A 14,916-nucleotide genomic window follows, 5' to 3' on the forward strand; every position below is an offset into this window, starting at 1 on the left:
CTCAGCGCCGGCTCCCGCCGCCGATGCTGCCCGACTGCGCGGCATGAACGAGCATCCAGTCCTCCTCGGGAATATCCGGAAAACCACGAAAGTTCAGAAGGTTGTCGAATTTCAGGCGACAGGTTTCCATGCGCTTGTCGCACCCCGCCTCGAGGCGCAGCCGCGTGCCCGCGCCGACGACGGCACGCAGCGGCTCCCAAAGCTCGATGACGCGCGCGGTCTCTTCGGCCGCGTCGCGCTTGATGGCGCCGGAAAGCCCCGCCGCGGGCCCGTCCAGCACCGTCAGCCGCCCGTGCGCGAACCAGCCCGGCGCGAAGCCGGGCAGCGGGGCAAGGCGGAAGACCCGCGCGCGATCCGCCGAAACGGCCGCGGCCTCGTGGGCATACCCGGGCCTCGACAGGTCGAAGCGGCAGGCAGCGTCGCCCAGGACGGCCGTGCAGGGCCGCTGGAAGACGCGCCCGAGCGGGCGGTTGAGCGCATCCGAAAGCCCCCGAACCTCGGCGCGGAAAACGCCGTCGATCCGTCGGATCTCGCCGATATGCCCCCGGAAGACGAGATGGTGCGCCCGCGGATCCTGCCAGTCGACGATCCAGACCCGAAGCTCCGCGCCATCGTAGCGGCCCGCCTCGACGTCGGCCTCCGTGATCGCGGAATCCGACAGCGCGCCCAGCGCCTCGGTGTTGTCGACCGCAAGCCCGGTGCCCTGCTGAAGCGCCATGGCGCTCAGCCCGGTGTCGGGGCGGAACGCGAGACCGTCGAAGACGAGCGGACGGTCGTGATCGGTGAACCCCATCTCCACGCCGTCGGTGCGGGTCAGCGCCCAGGCGCGCGCAAGGGTCGTGAGGCCACCGTCGAGATGCGCGGCCAGGGTCGGGTTCATGTCGCTCATGTGCGGATCTCCACCACCGGCACGCGGGGCATTTCGCCGGCGCGGAAACTCGCCACGCCGGTCTGGATCGCGTCGGTGTCGAACCTGACCGGCACGTCGAACTCGAACCCCGCAGTGATCTCCATGCCCGCTGCCGGCGCGCGCTCCAGCGTCACGAGGCCGGTGGCCGCATCGACCTCGAAGTCGACGCCCTCGCGCAGCGCGTCGCCCTGCACCGCCACGCGGACGGTGCCGGAGACCGGCTTCTCGATCCGCCGCGTGTAGGCGCCCTCTCCGGACCGGTAGGTCTTGACGAGCTGCCAGGCCCGTGTCGCCCCGTCGCCCGTGCCAAGGTGCTGATCGTCCCGCGCGACAGGCCGGCTGGGGCGCGACGACTTGAAGTCCGACCAGTCCTTCCAGCGAAACCCGTGCAGCCGCCCGCGCCGCGCCTCGAAGAACGCCACGAGCGTCTCGATGTCGTCGAGCGACCGCAGGCCCACGCCCGCGTCATAGCGCCGCCGCGACTGCGCCCAGGGCGTGTTGCGCTCCTCGAACCCGTTGGCGAGGGTCACCACGTCGGTGCGGCGCTCCGGCCCACCCACCGATCCGAAACTCAGGTTGCTTGGAAAGCGGATCTCGTGAAAGCCCATGGTCCCTCCTCAGCGGTAGCGCTGCCCGCGGGCGAGCGCGCGGCCCATCTCGGCGGCGATCTGGCCCTGCGACCGGCGGAAGCCGTCGACGTCGGGGGTGGTGACGTTGACCACCACGGTGACGGGCCGCGCCGATCCCTGCCCGGAGCGCACTCCGAGCCGCCCGTCGGCGCCCCGTGCGAGCGGCAGGATCGCCTCCGGTCCCGCCTCGCCCATCAGCCCGGTTCCGCCCCGCATGGGAAAGAGCGTGGGCCGGGTGACGATCCCGCCCTCGGCGAACGGCATCACCCGCCCTTGCGTGAAGCTGCCGCCCGACGCGAACCCGGAAAGCCCGCCGAAGAGCCCGCCCACCGCGTCCGCGATCAGCCCGCCGAAATGATCGGTCACGGGCTTCACCGCGGCGCCGTAAGCCGTGGCGACAAGCGAGCGGCCCACCGCCTCCAGCGCCTCGGAGGCGCGCATCCCGTCCAGCACGATCCCGTCGATGGCCCGGCGTAGCCCCCGACCCAGCGACGACTCGAGCTCCGCCACGCCCTTGCCGGTGGCGCTGAACGTCTCGTGGATGCGCCTGAGTTCGGCGTCGAAGCCCGCCGCGAGGCCTGCCGCGGCGCCGAAACTCGCCTCGAGGGCGTCGATCTGGTCCTCGAGGCGCTCGGCCTCCTCGTAGTCAGCCATCGCAGTCTCCCGTCTCGTCAGGAAACGCCGCGAGCAACTCGTCGAGCCGCGCCCGCGGCATCGGCGCCACCCCCGCCTCCGGTCCCAGTAGCAGCCGCAATTCGGCCGGGGTCAGCGCCCAGATCTTGGCGGGCGCCAGCCCCAGCCCGCGCACGCCAGCCCGCAAGAGCCCCGGCCAGTCCATTCGCGCCGTCACGACGGCTCTCCGGGATCCATGAAGGCGCGCGCCAGAAGCTCGGCGGCCGCCCGCGCCGCCGCCCGCGGCCCGCCCGCGATCTCGGCGCGGGCAAGATCTGCGGCCGTCATGTCGGCGCCGCCTCCCCGCAGCCCCGCCGCAAGCAGCGCCAGCACATCGCGCGCGGAAAAAATCCCCTCCTCGAAGCGCCGCACAAGATCGAGGAGCGATCCCGCCTCGAGCGCGGCCTCCAGCTCGGCCAGCGCCCCGAGGGTGAGCCGCATCACCCGCGCCTTGCCGTCGATGACGAGTTCCACCTCGCCCGCCCAGGGATTGGCCATCTCAGAGCGCCGTGAACCGAAGGGCGCCCGCCGAGGCGAGGGAAAGCTCGTAGGTGGCTTCGCCGTTATGGGTGCCCGCGTAGTCGAGCGCGGTCACCTGGAACGCCCCGTCCACCGTGCCGAAGCCCGGGATCACCACCTGGAAATCCGGCGTCTCCCCGTCGAAGAAGATCTGGCGGGCGCGCTCGTCGGTCGCCGCGTCGCGGAAAACGCCCGAACCCGAGATGGCGGCCGACTTGACCCCGGCGCCGGCCAGCAACTCGCGCCAGCCGCCCTGACTTTCCAGGCTGGTCACGTCCACCTGCTCGGCGTTGAAACTCACCCGCGTGGCCCGCAGCCCCGCGATGGTGTGGAACTGGCCGTCACCGGTCAGATCCACCTTGATCAGAAGATCCTTGCCGTTCTGCGCGGTCATGCGCGGTCCTCCTTCGGTCAGTCCTCGTCCACGCGGACGCGGAACACGAGATCGATGCGGCGATAGCGGCCGCGCTTTTCGCGCCGGGCCGCGGCGCGGCGGAACCGGAGCGAGACGAGATGCCCGCGCGCCAGCGAGAGCCCGGGCGCCAGAAGCGCGTCCGAGACCGCAGCGGCGGCCGCCTTCGCCGGGGCGAAGCCCCGCCCGTCCGAGACGACGGAGACGGTGACGTCGTGGTCCGCGCCACGCGCGGTGGCGTCCGACCGGTCGCGCACCGTCTCGTCGCCCAGAAGCACGAAGAGCGGCGGCAGCTTGCCCGGCGGCAACGCGTCATAGACATGGCCGGCCACAAGCGCCGCGAGCGCCGGGTCGGCCGACAGGCGGCCATGAACCGCCTTCTGAAGATCGGGCGCGAGAGCGTAACTCATTGCGAAAGCTCCTCCTCGCAGACGCAGTCGAGATAGAGGCCGTGCGGGTCTGCCTCGGCCACCGCGAGGATCCGGAAACGCCGCTCGCCCTCTGCGAAGCGCTGGCCCGGCCGCGGACGGGCCGGATCGCCGGGGCGCGCCGCGCGCACGGTGACCCGGTAGGCGGACTGCGCCAGAGGCGCCGCCATGCCCGCCTCCTCGCGCGCCGCGCGCGGCGTGACCGCGGCCCAGAGCGTTCCGAGCGCGCTCCAGCCCGGGACGAAGCCGCCGGCGCCGTCCGGCACCTCGCCCGGCGCCTCCAGCACCAGCGCCCGGTTCAGCCGCGGCGCGCTCACCGCCCCGCCCCGGCATGAAGCCGCAATGCGCGGTAACGCTCGATCAGGCTCGTCACGCCGAAGGGCATGCAGCCCCCGCCGAGCGAGGTCGCATCACGGTATTCGTAGTAATGCGCCGCGAGCAGCAGCACCGCCTGGCCGAGGTCGGCCGGCAACTCTCCCCAGGCCGTGGCGTAGCCTGCCTCGAAGCGCAGCACGGCGCTTTGCCCCCTGGGGATCGCCGGCAGGGCCCCGCCCGCGGCGCGCAGCACCGGGCGATGCGCCTCCTCTGCCAGCCAGACCACGTCAAGCCCGCTTGCCGTTTCCGTGCCCGCCCGGTCGCGGAAGCCCAGCGAGACCAGCCCCGTCACCGGCGCCACGGGCAGTGGATGCGCGTCGCGCGCAGCCCAGTCCTGCACCGTCAGCGCAAAGACGCGGCGGACGAGCGCCTTGGCCGTGCGCGCCTCGATCGCCGCGATGGCCGCCCGCAGGAAACTCCGCAGCACGGGCTCCTGAAGCGTCTCGGCGGAAAACCCCGTGCCAAGCCGCAGATGGGCCGTGAACTCCGTCACCGGCAGCGCGGCGTCGGGCACGCCGGCTTCATCGATCAGCATCATCCAACCTCTCCGACTGGTCCCCGGCCCCGGCCGCGCGCGTGGGCGCCGCCGGGACCGGCTCTGGCTTGCCGTCGCCGCGTCAGGACGCGGCGAAGCGCAGCAGCTTGATCGCGGCGAAGTCGGTCACGTCACCGCCCACGCGCTTCGTGGCGTAGAAGAGGACATGCGGCTTCGCGCTGAACGGGTCACGCAGCACGCGCAGGTCCGGCCTTTCCACGACCGTGTATCCCGCGCGGAAGTCACCGAAGGCGATGGCGTCCGAACCGCTGGCGATGTCGGGCATGTCCTCCGCGATCAGCACCGGGTAGCCCAGCAACCGCGCCGGCTCTGCCGCGGCGAGGCCGTCAGACCACAGGAAGCGCCCGTCATTGTCCTTGAGCTTGCGCACCGCGCCCGCCGTCTTCGAGTTCATCACGAAGCTCGCATTGGCCCGGTAGGGCGCGCCCAGCGCGTAGACGAGGTCCACCAGCGCTTCGGCGCCCGAGAACGCGCCGGTCGCGCCAGTGGGCACATAGCCCAGGCTGTCCCACGCCCAGCTGTCGTTCGCCACCGCCGGGTGGGTCAGGAACCCCGTGGGCTTGTCCGTCCCGTCGCCCGACACGAAGGCCGCAGCTTCGGCCCGGGCGAACTTCTCCGCGATGCGCCCGGCCAGCCAGCCCTCGATGTCGAAGGCCGCATCGTCGAGAAGACGCTGGCTGCATTTCGGCAGCGCCGAAAGTTCGTGAAGCGGGATCGAGATCCGATCGACCGTGGGCGTCCCGGTCTCGGCCTGCGGGCCCGTCTCGCTGGCCCAGCCCGCGCCCGCCTCGCTGGTGTCGATCAGCACGTCATAGGCGCTGGCCTCGACCTCGACGACGTTGGCGATCCGCCGGATGGAACCCGCGCCGCCCAGGACCGAACGGATCGTCGCCGCGGTTTCCGGGTCGATCAGGTAGCCCCCGTCGCCCGCCACCGCGGTCGACATCGCCTTTCCCTCGAATTCGAGTCCGCGCAGATGATCGTCGTCGCCCGTGCGCAGGTAGGCGGCGAAGGCCTTGCGGTGCGGGGCGTCGGTGTGATCGGCGCGCGAAAGCGCGGGGCGCGTCGTCGTCGCCGTGGCGAGCGTTGTCTTGCGGTCAAGCATGTCTAGCCGTTCTTCCTGTTGCTGAAGCCTTTGATGAATTCCTTCTCGGAATTCCCTGAAGTCCTTTGTGAAACCCACCACTGCGCGCTTCACCTCCGCGACAGGCGCGATCTGCCCGCCCGGCGCGTCCTCCTGCGTTTCCATCCGGTTTCCTCTCGCTTGGCCGCGACCGCGGCGTGTTTTCGGGGGACGGGTTCAGTCGCCCGCCAGGCTGCGGCGCGCGGTCTCGAAGACCTGCGCCATCTCGCGAAGCGCGACCGCGCCCGCATCCTCCTTCGCCGCCACGCGGGCGCTCGGCAGCATCGGGAAGGTGACGAGCGACACCTCCCACAGCTCGATTTCCTCGAGCACACGGCGTCCCGCGGCGTCGCGGTGCGCGCGCTTCACGCGGTAGCCGATCGAAAGGCCCTCGATCGCGCCCGCCGCCAGCAGCGCGGCGGCCTCGCGGCCCCGGGCCACGGCCTCGAGAAGCCGGCCGCGCACACGCAAGCCCTTCTTGTCCTCGCGAACCTCGTCCCAGACCCCGATCGGCTCGCGCGGGTCATGCTGCCAGAGCATCCGTACCCGCCCGCCACCCGCGGCGAGGCGCGCCAGCGAGGCCGCGAAGGCGCCCTCGGCGACCACGTCGCCGCCCGTATCGCCGGCGCCGAAAAGACTTGCATAGCCCGCGATCACGGCGCCTTCGCCCCGCGAAAGCGTCTCGCCCGCGCGGCAGAACTTGCGCTCCAGTCCCGTTTCCATGTCCATCGCCCCATTCCTTCCCTGGCCTCCCGGCGCGCTCAGGGCGCGCCCTGCATCAGCGACTGCGCCGCCTGCGCGAGGATCATTCCCGCGATCCCGTAGACGGTCAGCCAGAGCCGCCGTTCCAGTCGTTCCACCATCTGCTCGATCCGCGCGAGCCGCGCCTCCAGCGTCTGGAACTGGAGCCGGACCATGGCCTCGTGCGCCTCGAGGCGCAGCGCGGGGGCACAGTCGAACGGCTCAAATCCGTAGCGTGCCCGCTCACTCATCCGTGGCCCCGTCCGGCTCGGCCGGCAGGCCGAGCAGCCGCCGCTTCTCGGCGTTCGTCAGGAACTCCGCGGCCGCGACCCGACGCCACTGCGCGTCTCGCTCGGCGGCAAGGGCGGGCACCTGGTCGAGGTCGGGACCGAGCTCAAGCACCGCACCCCCGAAACCCGAGAGCCAGTCAGCGATCTTGGCGGTCACCCGCTGGGCAAGCGGCAGGACGGTCAGCCTGTAGAACGCCCGGTTGGCCTCCTGGTAGTTGGCGTAGGTGGCGTCCCCCGGTATCCCGAGCAGCATCGGCGGCACCCCGAAGGCGAGCGCGATCTCCCGCGCCGCAGCTTCCTTGGTCTTCTGGAACTCCATGTCGGAGGGCGAAAACCCCATCGGTTTCCAGTCGAGTCCGCCTTCCAGAAGCATCGGCCGCCCGGCGTTCCGCGCCCCCTGGTGGTAGCGCTCCATCTCTGCCACGAGCCGGTCGTACTGCTCGGCCCCGAGCCCGCCTGCGCCATCCGCGCCGGTGTAGACGATCGCGCCCGACGGCCGCGCCGCATTGTCGAGAAGCGCCTTCGACCAGCGCGAGGCGGAATTGTGCACGTCGATGGCCTGCGCCGCGGGTTGCAGCGGGGAAAGGCCGTAATGATCGTCCTGCGGGTGAAAGCTTTTCACGTGGCAGATCGGCGCGGGTGGCTCGTCCATGTGGAACCGGTGCTTCCGCCCGCCCACCGTGTAGTCGTAGGCGGCGGGCCAGCCGTCGGCCCCGGGCACGAGGCTCACCCGGTCCGAGCGCAGCACGTGCAGTTCCACCGGCCAGCCCTCGCCGCCCGCCACGGCCTCGAGATAGGCGTTTCCGGTGAGCAGAAGCTGGCCGTAGAGCGCCTCCAGAAGTTCGGCCCGCCCGTGCACGGGATTCGGCCGCGCGAGCAGCGTGAGAATGGGATGCGTCTCGTAGCGCCGCGCGCGGTCCTGAAGGACGAGGGGCAGCGCGGCCGCGGCCTCGGCGATCAGCTTGACGACGCGAAAGCCCACCGGGTTTCCGGCAAAGCCCGTGCGGGTCAGCGTCGCGGTGTCGCGCGGGCTCCAGGCCACGCGGCCCGCGCTCGCCCAGGCAAGCACCGGTCCCGTGGCAGATGCCTTCTGCTCGGGGGCCTGCGGCTCGGCGCGGCGGAAGGAAAAGACCATCTTTGGCGGCTCCTCGATCTTCGTCTGCGGCGGGCGCTCCGTCGCGCCCCGCGGCGTTGAGAAGGGGTATAGCTACCAAGGCGTTAACGACGCGGCAGCGAAGCGCACGGTGATGTGCGCGGCCCCGCAACAGGCACGATCGACCGTCTTCAGCCTTCGCCCGGCGGGCGGCCGCGCATCCCCGCGATACCGCCCGCGTGTGCCGCGAGGGGCCGGCATGCCCTCCCCTTGCGCAGGCGGCCCGCCCGCGGCGTTCAGCCTCGCGCCTGTCTCAAAGTTCCCGCATGCGCGGCCGGCGCCAGCCCGCCGCCGGCAGGATCATCAGTTCGTGGAGCGCCCAGACGAGCGCATCCACGCGGTCTGGGCTGCCCGAACCCTCGAAGCCATGCGCCGTCATGCGGCACATCTGGTCCTCGAGCCGGGCGAGCCCGCGCAGGTGCCGCACCCTCCCCTGTTCGTAAAGCGCGGCGACGGGCTCGGCGCGCGCCACCTTGCCGCGCGTCGCGTGAACGCTGCGGATCGGCACCAGCGGGTCGACCTGCCGGATGACCGCCTCGACCATCGCGCCGCCCTGGTTCACCTCCGCCACGAGACGCTCGGCCCGCCAACGCTCCATCGCGGCGACGGCCGCCTTCGCCCAGGCCGAGGGGCTCGCGGCCTCGACGCTGGCGTCCTCCAGCACCACGGCGCGCCAGTCCGCCACCGGCCCGCGCGTCACCGCGCCGGCCACGACGATGCCGCACGCGTCGCTGCCCGCATGGCCGGTGGCCGGCGGGTCCACGGCGACCACGATCCGGTCGAGCTCGGGCGCCACGTCGAGCTGCATGCCCGCCAGCGCGGCCGACGTCCAGAGCGCCCCCTCGGCATCTTCCAGAAGCACGCCGTCGAGCTCCTGGCGCCCAAGCCGGGTGCCGTCGTAGCGCGCCCGCACCTCGGCAAGGAAGCTCTCGGCGAGGTTCGCGCGGTTCGCTTCCGTCGCCGCGCGTGTGACCACGGTCGTCGGCGCAGCGAGCAGGCGTTTCAGAACGGCGACATTGCGGGGTGTCGTCGTCACGCACAGCCGCGGATCGTCGCCGAGGCGCAGCGCGAACTGCAACATGTCCCAGGCGGCCTCGCCGCGGGGCCACTTGGCAAGCTCGTCGGCCCAGGCCGCGTCGAACTGCGGGCCGCGAAGCGCCTCGGGATCCGACGCCGAGTAGAGCTGCGCGGCGGCCCCGTTCGGCCAGACGAGGCGGCGCTTGCTCACCTGCCATTCCGGGCGACGGTCGGGCGGGGAGCAGGCCACGATCCCGCTTTCGCCAAGAACCATGACGTCGCGCGCCTGGTCATAGGTCTCCCCCACAAGCGCCACGCGCCGCGCCCGGCCCTCGTCGAGCGGGCGCGGCCCCTCGACCTGCGCGCGCACCCACTCCGCGCCCGCACGCGTCTTGCCCGCGCCGCGTCCGCCCAGCACCACCCACGCCCGCCAGTCGCCCCCTGGGGGAAGCTGATGGTCCATGGCCCAGAACTCGAAAAGGTAGGGAAGCGCCAGAAGCGGCCCGTCAGCCAGCGCATCAAGAAACGTCCTCCGCGTCTCGCGCCCGGCGCAGGCGATCCAGTCGAGCGGCGATTTCGCGTCGGGCGGCGTCGAGGTCGAGGGCGTATCCGCCGCGGGCGATGCCGGCGCGGTTTCTTTGTCGTGTTGCAAGGAGCATCTCCGCTTCGATGGCAAGGCGGATCCACTGCTTGATCGAAGAGACCGCCTTTCCCGTTTCGCGCGCCTCGACGAGATCGCCAGAGGCAAGACTTGCCTGGAAGTCTTCGAGATCGTGGCGCATTTCGCGAAGTTGGCGGGCAATGCTGACGATCTCCTCGTCCAGCGGGGAGGTGTCCTCCGCCTCGGTCTTCAGGATCATGTCGGTGATCGGCCTTTCATGGGAACGTCCCGCCGTCGGCACGAAAAAGGCGGCCGCGGGGTCATCCCCCGGGCCGCCGGCATTGCCGTCAGCGTGGCATAACTTATAGGCGAGAGCGGCCCGGAAGTCAACCGGGTTGCGCAACGGAGCACCGGGTAAGCACCCGGTTCCCTTAACAAAATCCTGCCCGCAGAGACCGCGTTACTGGTTGTCCTGGTCCGGCTGGGCCGCGCGTTCCGCCTCGATCTCGCGCCAGCGCGCGACATTGCGGTTGTGCTCGGCCAGCGTCTCGGCGAAGGCGTGTCCACCGGTGCCGTCGGCCACGAAGAAGATGTAGGGCGTGGCGTCGGGGTTCACCGCGGCCTCGATGCTCGCGCGGCCCGGATTGGCGATGGGCGTGGGCGGAAGCCCCTCGATGACATACGTGTTGTAGGGAGTCGCCCCGCGAAGCTCGCTTTGACGAAGTCCGCGCCCCAGCACGCCCCGGCCCTCGGTAACGCCATAGATCACGGTGGGGTCAGTCTGCAGGCGCATCCCCGCACGAAGACGGTTGACGAAGACGCTGGCGACCTGGCGCCGCTCCTCGGGCACGCCGGTTTCCTTCTCGATGATGGAGGCGAGGATGAGCGCCTCCTCCGGCGACTCGAGCGGCAGGTCGGGCTGGCGATTCTCCCATGCGGCCGCGAGGATCACCCGCTGCGCCTGCTGCATCCTGTCGATCAGGGCCTGCCGGCTATCGCCGGGCACGACCTCGTAGCTGTCGGGCGCAAGGCTGCCCTCCGCTGGCAGATCGACCTCGCCGTCCAGGATCTCCACGTCGCGCAGCGCCTCGGCGACCTGCCAGCTCGTCACGCCCTCGGCCAGCGCGATGCGAAAGCGGGTGTCGGGCTTCGCCATCGCCTCGGCGACCGCATCGGGCGCCTCGCCCGTCCCGAGCAGGTATTCCGCCTGCTGCTCGTAGCGGCCGCTTGCCGGGTCGAGTTCGCGCAGTTCCGTCTGTGTCTGGGTCACGCCCACGCGGTAGACGATCTCGGTGCCGCAGGTGGACGCCCCGCCCCGGGTCACGATGTCCGCGATCTCCTGCATCGATGCATGCACGGGCACGAGGTAGCTGCCGAATTTGAGCGCCTCGGACTTGCCCGCGTAGTCCATTCCGATCCGGAAGAGGGCCGCGCTCTCGATGGCGCCCTCGGCGGCGAGGTCCTCCGATACGTCGCGGATGTTGGCGCCCCGCTCGACCCGCAGGCAGATCGGCTCGGAGAGCGGTCCCTCCGAAACGTATTGCCGCTGGCCCCAGAGAATGGCGCCGGCAGCAAGAAACAGCGCCAGCGCGAGGATCGTCAGGGCGTTCGACGCAAGGCTGCGCCACATCAGGCGAGGGTCCTGAAAAGCACGCTCGCGTTGGTTCCGCCGAAGCCGAAGGAATTCGACAGCGCCACGTTGATCTCGCGCTCGCGCTTCGCGTTGGGCGCGAGGTCCACCGCCGTCTCCACGGCCGGATCGTCGAGGTTGATCGTCGGCGGCGCCACCTGGTCACGGATCGCGAGGATCGAGAAGATCGCCTCGATGGCGCCCGCGGCACCGAGAAGATGCCCGGTCATCGACTTGGTGGACGACATGGTGACCTTGGACGCGGCGTTGCCCATCATCCGCTCCACCGCGCCCAGTTCGATCACGTCGGCCATGGTCGAGGTGCCGTGGGCGTTGATGTAGTCGATGTCCGACGGCGCCAGACCGGCCTTGTCGAGCGCGGCGCGCATGCAGCGCTCCGCCCCGTCGCCGTCTTCGGAGGGCGCTGTGATGTGATAGGCGTCGCCCGAAAGGCCGTAACCGATCACCTCGGCGTAGATATGCGCCCCGCGCGCCTTCGCGTGCTCGTAATCCTCCAGCACGACGATCCCGGCCCCCTCGCCCATGACGAAGCCGTCCCGGTCCGCGTCGTAGGGGCGGCTCGCCGTTTCCGGCGCGTCGCCGCGCTTCGTGGAAAGCGCCTTGCAGGCGTTGAACCCGGCGATGCCGATCTCGCTGATCGCGGCCTCGGCCCCGCCCGCCACCATGATGTCCGCGTCGCCGTCGCGGATCAGCCGCGCCGCGTCGCCGATGGCGTGCGCGCCGGTCGAACAGGCGGTGACCACGGCATGGTTCGGCCCCTTGAAGCCGTAGCGGATGCTCACCTGACCCGAGATCAGGTTGATGAGGGAGCCGGGAATGAAGAAGGGCGACACGCGCCGCGCGCCCTTGTCGCGGATCAGGTATGCCGTCTCGGCAATGGAGTTGAGCCCGCCGATTCCCGACCCGATCATCACGCCGGTGCGCAGCTTCTCCGCCTCCGACGGGGTGGTCCAGCCGGCGTCCTCGACCGCCTGTTGCGCGGCGGCGAGACCGAAGACGATGAACTCGTCGATCTTGCGTCGCTCCTTCGGCGCGACCCAGTCATCGGGGTTGAAGCTGCCGTCGGAGCCGTCGCCGTAAGGCACCTCGCACGCGTAGGTCGTGGCAAGATGGCTCGCATCGAACTTGCTGATCGTGCCCGCGCCCGACCGGCCCTCCAGCAGGCGCCGCCATGTCGTTTCGACGCCGCAGCCGAGCGGCGTCACAAGTCCCAGCCCCGTCACCACGACACGTCGCATGCCCGGCCCCCGTCTTGTTCCCGTTTTTTACTCGCCGCTCATTAGCGCGGCTCGCCCGCGTTCGGCAAGAGCGCCGCACCCGGCGCCGGCGGCGCGGCGCAGGCCCGCCCAAAAGCAAGAACGGCGCCCGGGGTCTCCCGGACGCCGCCCGCAATCATCCCGAGGCTGCCCTTACTGGGCGTCCTGAATGAACTTCACCGCATCGCCGAAGGTCTGGATGTTCTCGGCGGCGTCGTCCGGGATCTCGATGCCGAACTCCTCTTCGAAGGCCATGACGAGCTCGACCGTGTCGAGGCTGTCCGCGCCGAGATCGTCGATGAAGGACGCATTGTCGGCGACCTTGTCCTCCTCCACGCCGAGATGTTCCACGACGATCTTCTTCACGCGGTCCGCGATGTCGCTCATGTCAAATCCTCATTGTCTTTCCGGGGCTTCGCCCCTGATTTGCCCTCGCCCATTGCGGACGCTCGGTTTCAACTGCCCCTGAGGGCGGCTCCTGCTCCCGCCTCGGGCGGGCCGGCGGGACATGCCCGCAGGCCCCCCGCCGAAATCCTGCGCGCCTATAGCACAGGCGCGGGGAATGGCAAACGCTTTCGCCCGCCCCGCGCGGCGCTCACAACATGGCCATGCCGCCATTGACGTGCAAGGTCGCGCCGGTAACGTATCCTGCCTCCTCGCTCGAAAGGTAAACCACCGCCGCCGCCACCTCGCGCGCCGACCCCATGCGTCCCATCGGCACGCGGGTCAGCAGCCCCGACCGCTGCTCCTCGGTCAGCTTTTCCGTCATCGCCGTGGTGATGAAACCCGGCGCGACGACATTGGCGGTGATGTCGCGGCTCGCCACCTCGTGGGCGATCGACTTCGTCAGCCCCACGAGGCCCGCCTTCGCCGCGGCGTAATTGGCCTGGCCCGGGTTGCCGATGGCCCCCACCACCGAGCCCACCGAGACGATGCGGCCCCAGCGCGCCTTCATCATGCCGCGCATGACACCGCGGCAAAGCCGCATCGCGGCAGTCAGGTTGACCTCGAGCACCCGCGCCCATTCCTCGTCGGACATGCGCATGAAAAGGTTGTCAGCGGTGATGCCCGCGTTGTTCACGAGGATGTCCACCGAGCCAATCGCCTCGGCCGCGCGCTTCGGCAGCGCGTCCACCGCCGCGGGGTCGGAGAGGTCGCAGGTCAGCACATGCGCCCGCGCGCCCAACTCCTCGGCGAGCGCCGCAAGAGGCGCCTCCCGCGTTCCCGAAAGCCCCACCGTGGCCCCCGCTTGATGCATCGCGCGCGCGATCTCGCCGCCAATACCGCCCGAAGCGCCCGTGATGAGCGCCGTCTTTCCCGTCAGATCGAACATGCCCGCCTCCCAGCAAAAAACACACCGCCCACCCGGCGATCCAATCCCGGAGCCTTAACCGAGGGCGCGGTCGCGCGGCAAGACGGGAGCGCGGCTTGCAACCCGAGCGGCCAGGCGATATCGCGCAAGAAGGCCATCCGGACAAAGCACATGCCGAGCCCTCTTCGCATCGTCGTCTATGTCCGCGCCGTTTCGGGCGGCGCCGGCAAGAACGCGGTGAAATACGCGAACATCCTCGCCGAGGCGGGGCACGAGGTCACGTTGGCGACCGGCCGCGCGCCCCAGGTGGACCAGTTCGGGCTGCGCCGCGATCTCGTCCGCCTGGAGGTCCTGAACGTGCGCCGCAACATCCAGGTGGGGCCGCGGCTTCGCAGGGTCATCGAGGGCGCGCGCCCCGATATCTGCCTCGTGGTGGACATGGCCAACATGCTCGGGCTTCAGCTCGCCCTGCGCGGCGTCGACCCGCAACCGCGCGTGATCCTGCGCGAGGCGCTCTACACGTGGGAGCGCAACCAGATGCGGTCCTGGTTCGTGCGCACGCAGAAAGCGTATGTGTTCCGCAAGGGCTACGCCCGCGCCGATCACGTGATCGCGCTCACCGACAGCATGGCCGAGCAGATCGCCGAGAAGTGGGGCGTGCCGCGCGAGCGGATCACCGTGATCCGCAACGCGGTCGACGTGCCCGACGCCCCGCCCGAGCGCCTGCCGCCGGACGGCCCGCCGACGATCCTGTGCGTCGCGCGGCTGACGAAGCAGAAGAACGTGGGCCTCCTGCTCGACGCCTTCGCACGGCTGCGCCGCACGCGCGACGCGCGGCTGCGGATCGCCGGGGACGGCAAGCTGCGGGAACAGCTCGAACGCCAGGCCCGACGGTTGGGCATCGCCGAGGACGTCACCTTTCTCGGCCACGTCTCCGACGTGGACTCCGAATATCGACGCGCCGACCTGACGGTTCTGCCCTCCCGCTGGGAGGGATTTCCGAACGTCATCATCGAATCGCTCGCCCACGGCACGCCGGTCGTCGCCACCGACACGCCCGGCGCGGTGGAAGTGCTCGAAGGCTCGGGCTGCGGGCGGATCGCGCGGATGGACGACGCCGACGACCTCGCCCGTCAGGTGCAGGCCGCCCTCGACACGTCGTTTTCGCCCCAGACGCTTCATGCGTTCGCGAAGAAGCATTCGGGCGAAAGTTTGCGCAAGCATGTAAACAACTTAATGAACAATCTGCCCAAGCCATGAACTCGAGCGAA

Annotated in this window: 20 protein-coding genes; 1 reads left to right on the plus strand and 19 read right to left on the minus strand. The window is 70.6% G+C overall.

Annotated elements, in window-relative coordinates; genetic code table 11:
* Window position 1: 1 nt before the first annotated feature.
* The 19 genes from AB6A65_RS00895 to fabG form a co-directional block, all read right to left on the minus strand.
* Entirely contained in the window at window positions 2–889 is an 888-nt protein-coding gene (locus AB6A65_RS00895) for a DUF2163 domain-containing protein (RefSeq protein ID WP_371036471.1), read from the minus strand.
* Complete coding sequence (locus tag AB6A65_RS00900) at window positions 886–1,518, minus strand: TIGR02217 family protein (protein WP_371036472.1); 633 nt, start codon at window positions 1,516–1,518, stop codon at window positions 886–888. Before AB6A65_RS00900 ends, AB6A65_RS00895 begins: the two co-directional genes overlap by 4 nt.
* A 9-nt stretch (window positions 1,519–1,527) precedes the next feature.
* The gene (locus AB6A65_RS00905; protein WP_371036473.1) at window positions 1,528–2,193 is read right to left on the minus strand and encodes a phage tail tape measure protein; all 666 of its coding nucleotides are present in this window, start codon (window positions 2,191–2,193) and stop codon (window positions 1,528–1,530) included.
* A complete protein-coding gene (locus tag AB6A65_RS00910) occupies window positions 2,186–2,377 on the minus strand; it encodes a rcc01693 family protein (protein WP_371036804.1) in 192 nt (63 codons plus the stop codon). Before AB6A65_RS00910 ends, AB6A65_RS00905 begins: the two co-directional genes overlap by 8 nt.
* 8 nt (window positions 2,378–2,385) lie before the next feature.
* Window positions 2,386–2,709: a gene transfer agent family protein gene (locus AB6A65_RS00915; protein ID WP_371036474.1), complete on the minus strand. Its 324-nt coding sequence runs from the start codon at window positions 2,707–2,709 to the stop codon at window positions 2,386–2,388.
* A 1-nt stretch (window position 2,710) separates the two neighbouring features.
* Complete coding sequence (locus tag AB6A65_RS00920) at window positions 2,711–3,124, minus strand: phage major tail protein, TP901-1 family (protein WP_371036475.1); 414 nt, start codon at window positions 3,122–3,124, stop codon at window positions 2,711–2,713.
* A gap of 17 nt (window positions 3,125–3,141) precedes the next feature.
* On the minus strand, window positions 3,142–3,552 hold the full coding sequence (locus AB6A65_RS00925) for a DUF3168 domain-containing protein (RefSeq protein WP_371036476.1): 411 nt from the start codon (window positions 3,550–3,552) through the stop codon (window positions 3,142–3,144).
* Entirely contained in the window at window positions 3,549–3,887 is a 339-nt protein-coding gene (locus AB6A65_RS00930) for a head-tail adaptor protein (RefSeq protein WP_371036477.1), read from the minus strand. The genes AB6A65_RS00925 and AB6A65_RS00930 overlap by 4 nt, the downstream gene beginning before the upstream one ends.
* The gene (locus AB6A65_RS00935; protein WP_371036478.1) at window positions 3,884–4,483 is read right to left on the minus strand and encodes a head-tail connector protein; all 600 of its coding nucleotides are present in this window, start codon (window positions 4,481–4,483) and stop codon (window positions 3,884–3,886) included. The genes AB6A65_RS00930 and AB6A65_RS00935 overlap by 4 nt, the downstream gene beginning before the upstream one ends.
* Window positions 4,484–4,562: 79 nt before the next feature.
* Window positions 4,563–5,750: a phage major capsid protein gene (locus tag AB6A65_RS00940; RefSeq protein WP_371036479.1), complete on the minus strand. Its 1,188-nt coding sequence runs from the start codon at window positions 5,748–5,750 to the stop codon at window positions 4,563–4,565.
* Between the two features lie 51 nt (window positions 5,751–5,801).
* Entirely contained in the window at window positions 5,802–6,353 is a 552-nt protein-coding gene (locus AB6A65_RS00945; protein ID WP_371036480.1) for an HK97 family phage prohead protease, read from the minus strand.
* A 32-nt stretch (window positions 6,354–6,385) separates the two neighbouring features.
* Entirely contained in the window at window positions 6,386–6,616 is a 231-nt protein-coding gene (locus tag AB6A65_RS00950; protein ID WP_371036481.1) for a hypothetical protein, read from the minus strand.
* A complete protein-coding gene (locus AB6A65_RS00955; RefSeq protein ID WP_371036482.1) occupies window positions 6,609–7,790 on the minus strand; it encodes a phage portal protein in 1,182 nt (393 codons plus the stop codon). The genes AB6A65_RS00950 and AB6A65_RS00955 overlap by 8 nt, the downstream gene beginning before the upstream one ends.
* A 271-nt stretch (window positions 7,791–8,061) precedes the next feature.
* Entirely contained in the window at window positions 8,062–9,321 is a 1,260-nt protein-coding gene (locus tag AB6A65_RS00960; RefSeq protein WP_371036805.1) for a DNA-packaging protein, read from the minus strand.
* Window positions 9,322–9,343: 22 nt separating this feature from the next.
* Entirely contained in the window at window positions 9,344–9,829 is a 486-nt protein-coding gene (locus AB6A65_RS00965; RefSeq protein ID WP_371036483.1) for a hypothetical protein, read from the minus strand.
* A gap of 57 nt (window positions 9,830–9,886) precedes the next feature.
* Window positions 9,887–11,056, minus strand: a complete 1,170-nt coding sequence (gene mltG, locus AB6A65_RS00970; protein ID WP_371036484.1) for an endolytic transglycosylase MltG — start codon at window positions 11,054–11,056, stop codon at window positions 9,887–9,889.
* On the minus strand, window positions 11,056–12,315 hold the full coding sequence (fabF, locus tag AB6A65_RS00975) for a beta-ketoacyl-ACP synthase II (protein WP_371036485.1): 1,260 nt from the start codon (window positions 12,313–12,315) through the stop codon (window positions 11,056–11,058). Before fabF ends, mltG begins: the two co-directional genes overlap by 1 nt.
* 171 nt (window positions 12,316–12,486) lie before the next feature.
* On the minus strand, window positions 12,487–12,720 hold the full coding sequence (locus AB6A65_RS00980; protein WP_371036486.1) for an acyl carrier protein: 234 nt from the start codon (window positions 12,718–12,720) through the stop codon (window positions 12,487–12,489).
* A gap of 208 nt (window positions 12,721–12,928) precedes the next feature.
* Complete coding sequence (fabG, locus tag AB6A65_RS00985; RefSeq protein WP_371036487.1) at window positions 12,929–13,666, minus strand: 3-oxoacyl-[acyl-carrier-protein] reductase; 738 nt, start codon at window positions 13,664–13,666, stop codon at window positions 12,929–12,931.
* A gap of 150 nt (window positions 13,667–13,816) precedes the next feature.
* Here fabG and AB6A65_RS00990 point away from each other — a divergent pair, with 150 nt between their 5' ends.
* Window positions 13,817–14,905 carry a glycosyltransferase gene (locus AB6A65_RS00990; RefSeq protein WP_371036488.1) on the plus strand — a complete coding sequence of 363 codons (1,089 nt, stop codon included), beginning with the start codon at window positions 13,817–13,819 and terminating at the stop codon, window positions 14,903–14,905.
* Window positions 14,906–14,916: the final 11 nt, after the last annotated feature.

Origin of the sequence: Rhodosalinus sp. FB01, from assembly GCF_041365715.1 — a bacterium.
Lineage (GTDB): Bacteria > Pseudomonadota > Alphaproteobacteria > Rhodobacterales > Rhodobacteraceae > Rhodosalinus.

Excerpts from the sequence above, each read along its gene's own strand:
- AB6A65_RS00895 (WP_371036471.1), bottom strand. The coding sequence starts at position 889 with ATGAGCGACATGAACCCGACCCTGGCCGCGCATCTCGACGGTGGCCTC.
- AB6A65_RS00900 (WP_371036472.1), bottom strand. The coding sequence starts at position 1,518 with ATGGGCTTTCACGAGATCCGCTTTCCAAGCAACCTGAGTTTCGGATCG.
- AB6A65_RS00905 (WP_371036473.1), bottom strand. The coding sequence starts at position 2,193 with ATGGCTGACTACGAGGAGGCCGAGCGCCTCGAGGACCAGATCGACGCC.
- AB6A65_RS00910 (WP_371036804.1), bottom strand. The coding sequence starts at position 2,377 with ATGGACTGGCCGGGGCTCTTGCGGGCTGGCGTGCGCGGGCTGGGGCTG.
- AB6A65_RS00915 (WP_371036474.1), bottom strand. The coding sequence starts at position 2,709 with ATGGCCAATCCCTGGGCGGGCGAGGTGGAACTCGTCATCGACGGCAAG.
- AB6A65_RS00920 (WP_371036475.1), bottom strand. The coding sequence starts at position 3,124 with ATGACCGCGCAGAACGGCAAGGATCTTCTGATCAAGGTGGATCTGACC.
- AB6A65_RS00925 (WP_371036476.1), bottom strand. The coding sequence starts at position 3,552 with ATGAGTTACGCTCTCGCGCCCGATCTTCAGAAGGCGGTTCATGGCCGC.
- AB6A65_RS00935 (WP_371036478.1), bottom strand. The coding sequence starts at position 4,483 with ATGATGCTGATCGATGAAGCCGGCGTGCCCGACGCCGCGCTGCCGGTG.
- AB6A65_RS00940 (WP_371036479.1), bottom strand. The coding sequence starts at position 5,750 with ATGGAAACGCAGGAGGACGCGCCGGGCGGGCAGATCGCGCCTGTCGCG.
- AB6A65_RS00945 (WP_371036480.1), bottom strand. The coding sequence starts at position 6,353 with ATGGACATGGAAACGGGACTGGAGCGCAAGTTCTGCCGCGCGGGCGAG.
- AB6A65_RS00950 (WP_371036481.1), bottom strand. The coding sequence starts at position 6,616 with ATGAGTGAGCGGGCACGCTACGGATTTGAGCCGTTCGACTGTGCCCCC.
- AB6A65_RS00955 (WP_371036482.1), bottom strand. The coding sequence starts at position 7,790 with ATGGTCTTTTCCTTCCGCCGCGCCGAGCCGCAGGCCCCCGAGCAGAAG.
- mltG (WP_371036484.1), bottom strand. The coding sequence starts at position 11,056 with ATGTGGCGCAGCCTTGCGTCGAACGCCCTGACGATCCTCGCGCTGGCG.
- fabF (WP_371036485.1), bottom strand. The coding sequence starts at position 12,315 with ATGCGACGTGTCGTGGTGACGGGGCTGGGACTTGTGACGCCGCTCGGC.
- AB6A65_RS00980 (WP_371036486.1), bottom strand. The coding sequence starts at position 12,720 with ATGAGCGACATCGCGGACCGCGTGAAGAAGATCGTCGTGGAACATCTC.
- fabG (WP_371036487.1), bottom strand. The coding sequence starts at position 13,666 with ATGTTCGATCTGACGGGAAAGACGGCGCTCATCACGGGCGCTTCGGGC.
- AB6A65_RS00990 (WP_371036488.1), top strand. The coding sequence starts at position 13,817 with ATGCCGAGCCCTCTTCGCATCGTCGTCTATGTCCGCGCCGTTTCGGGC.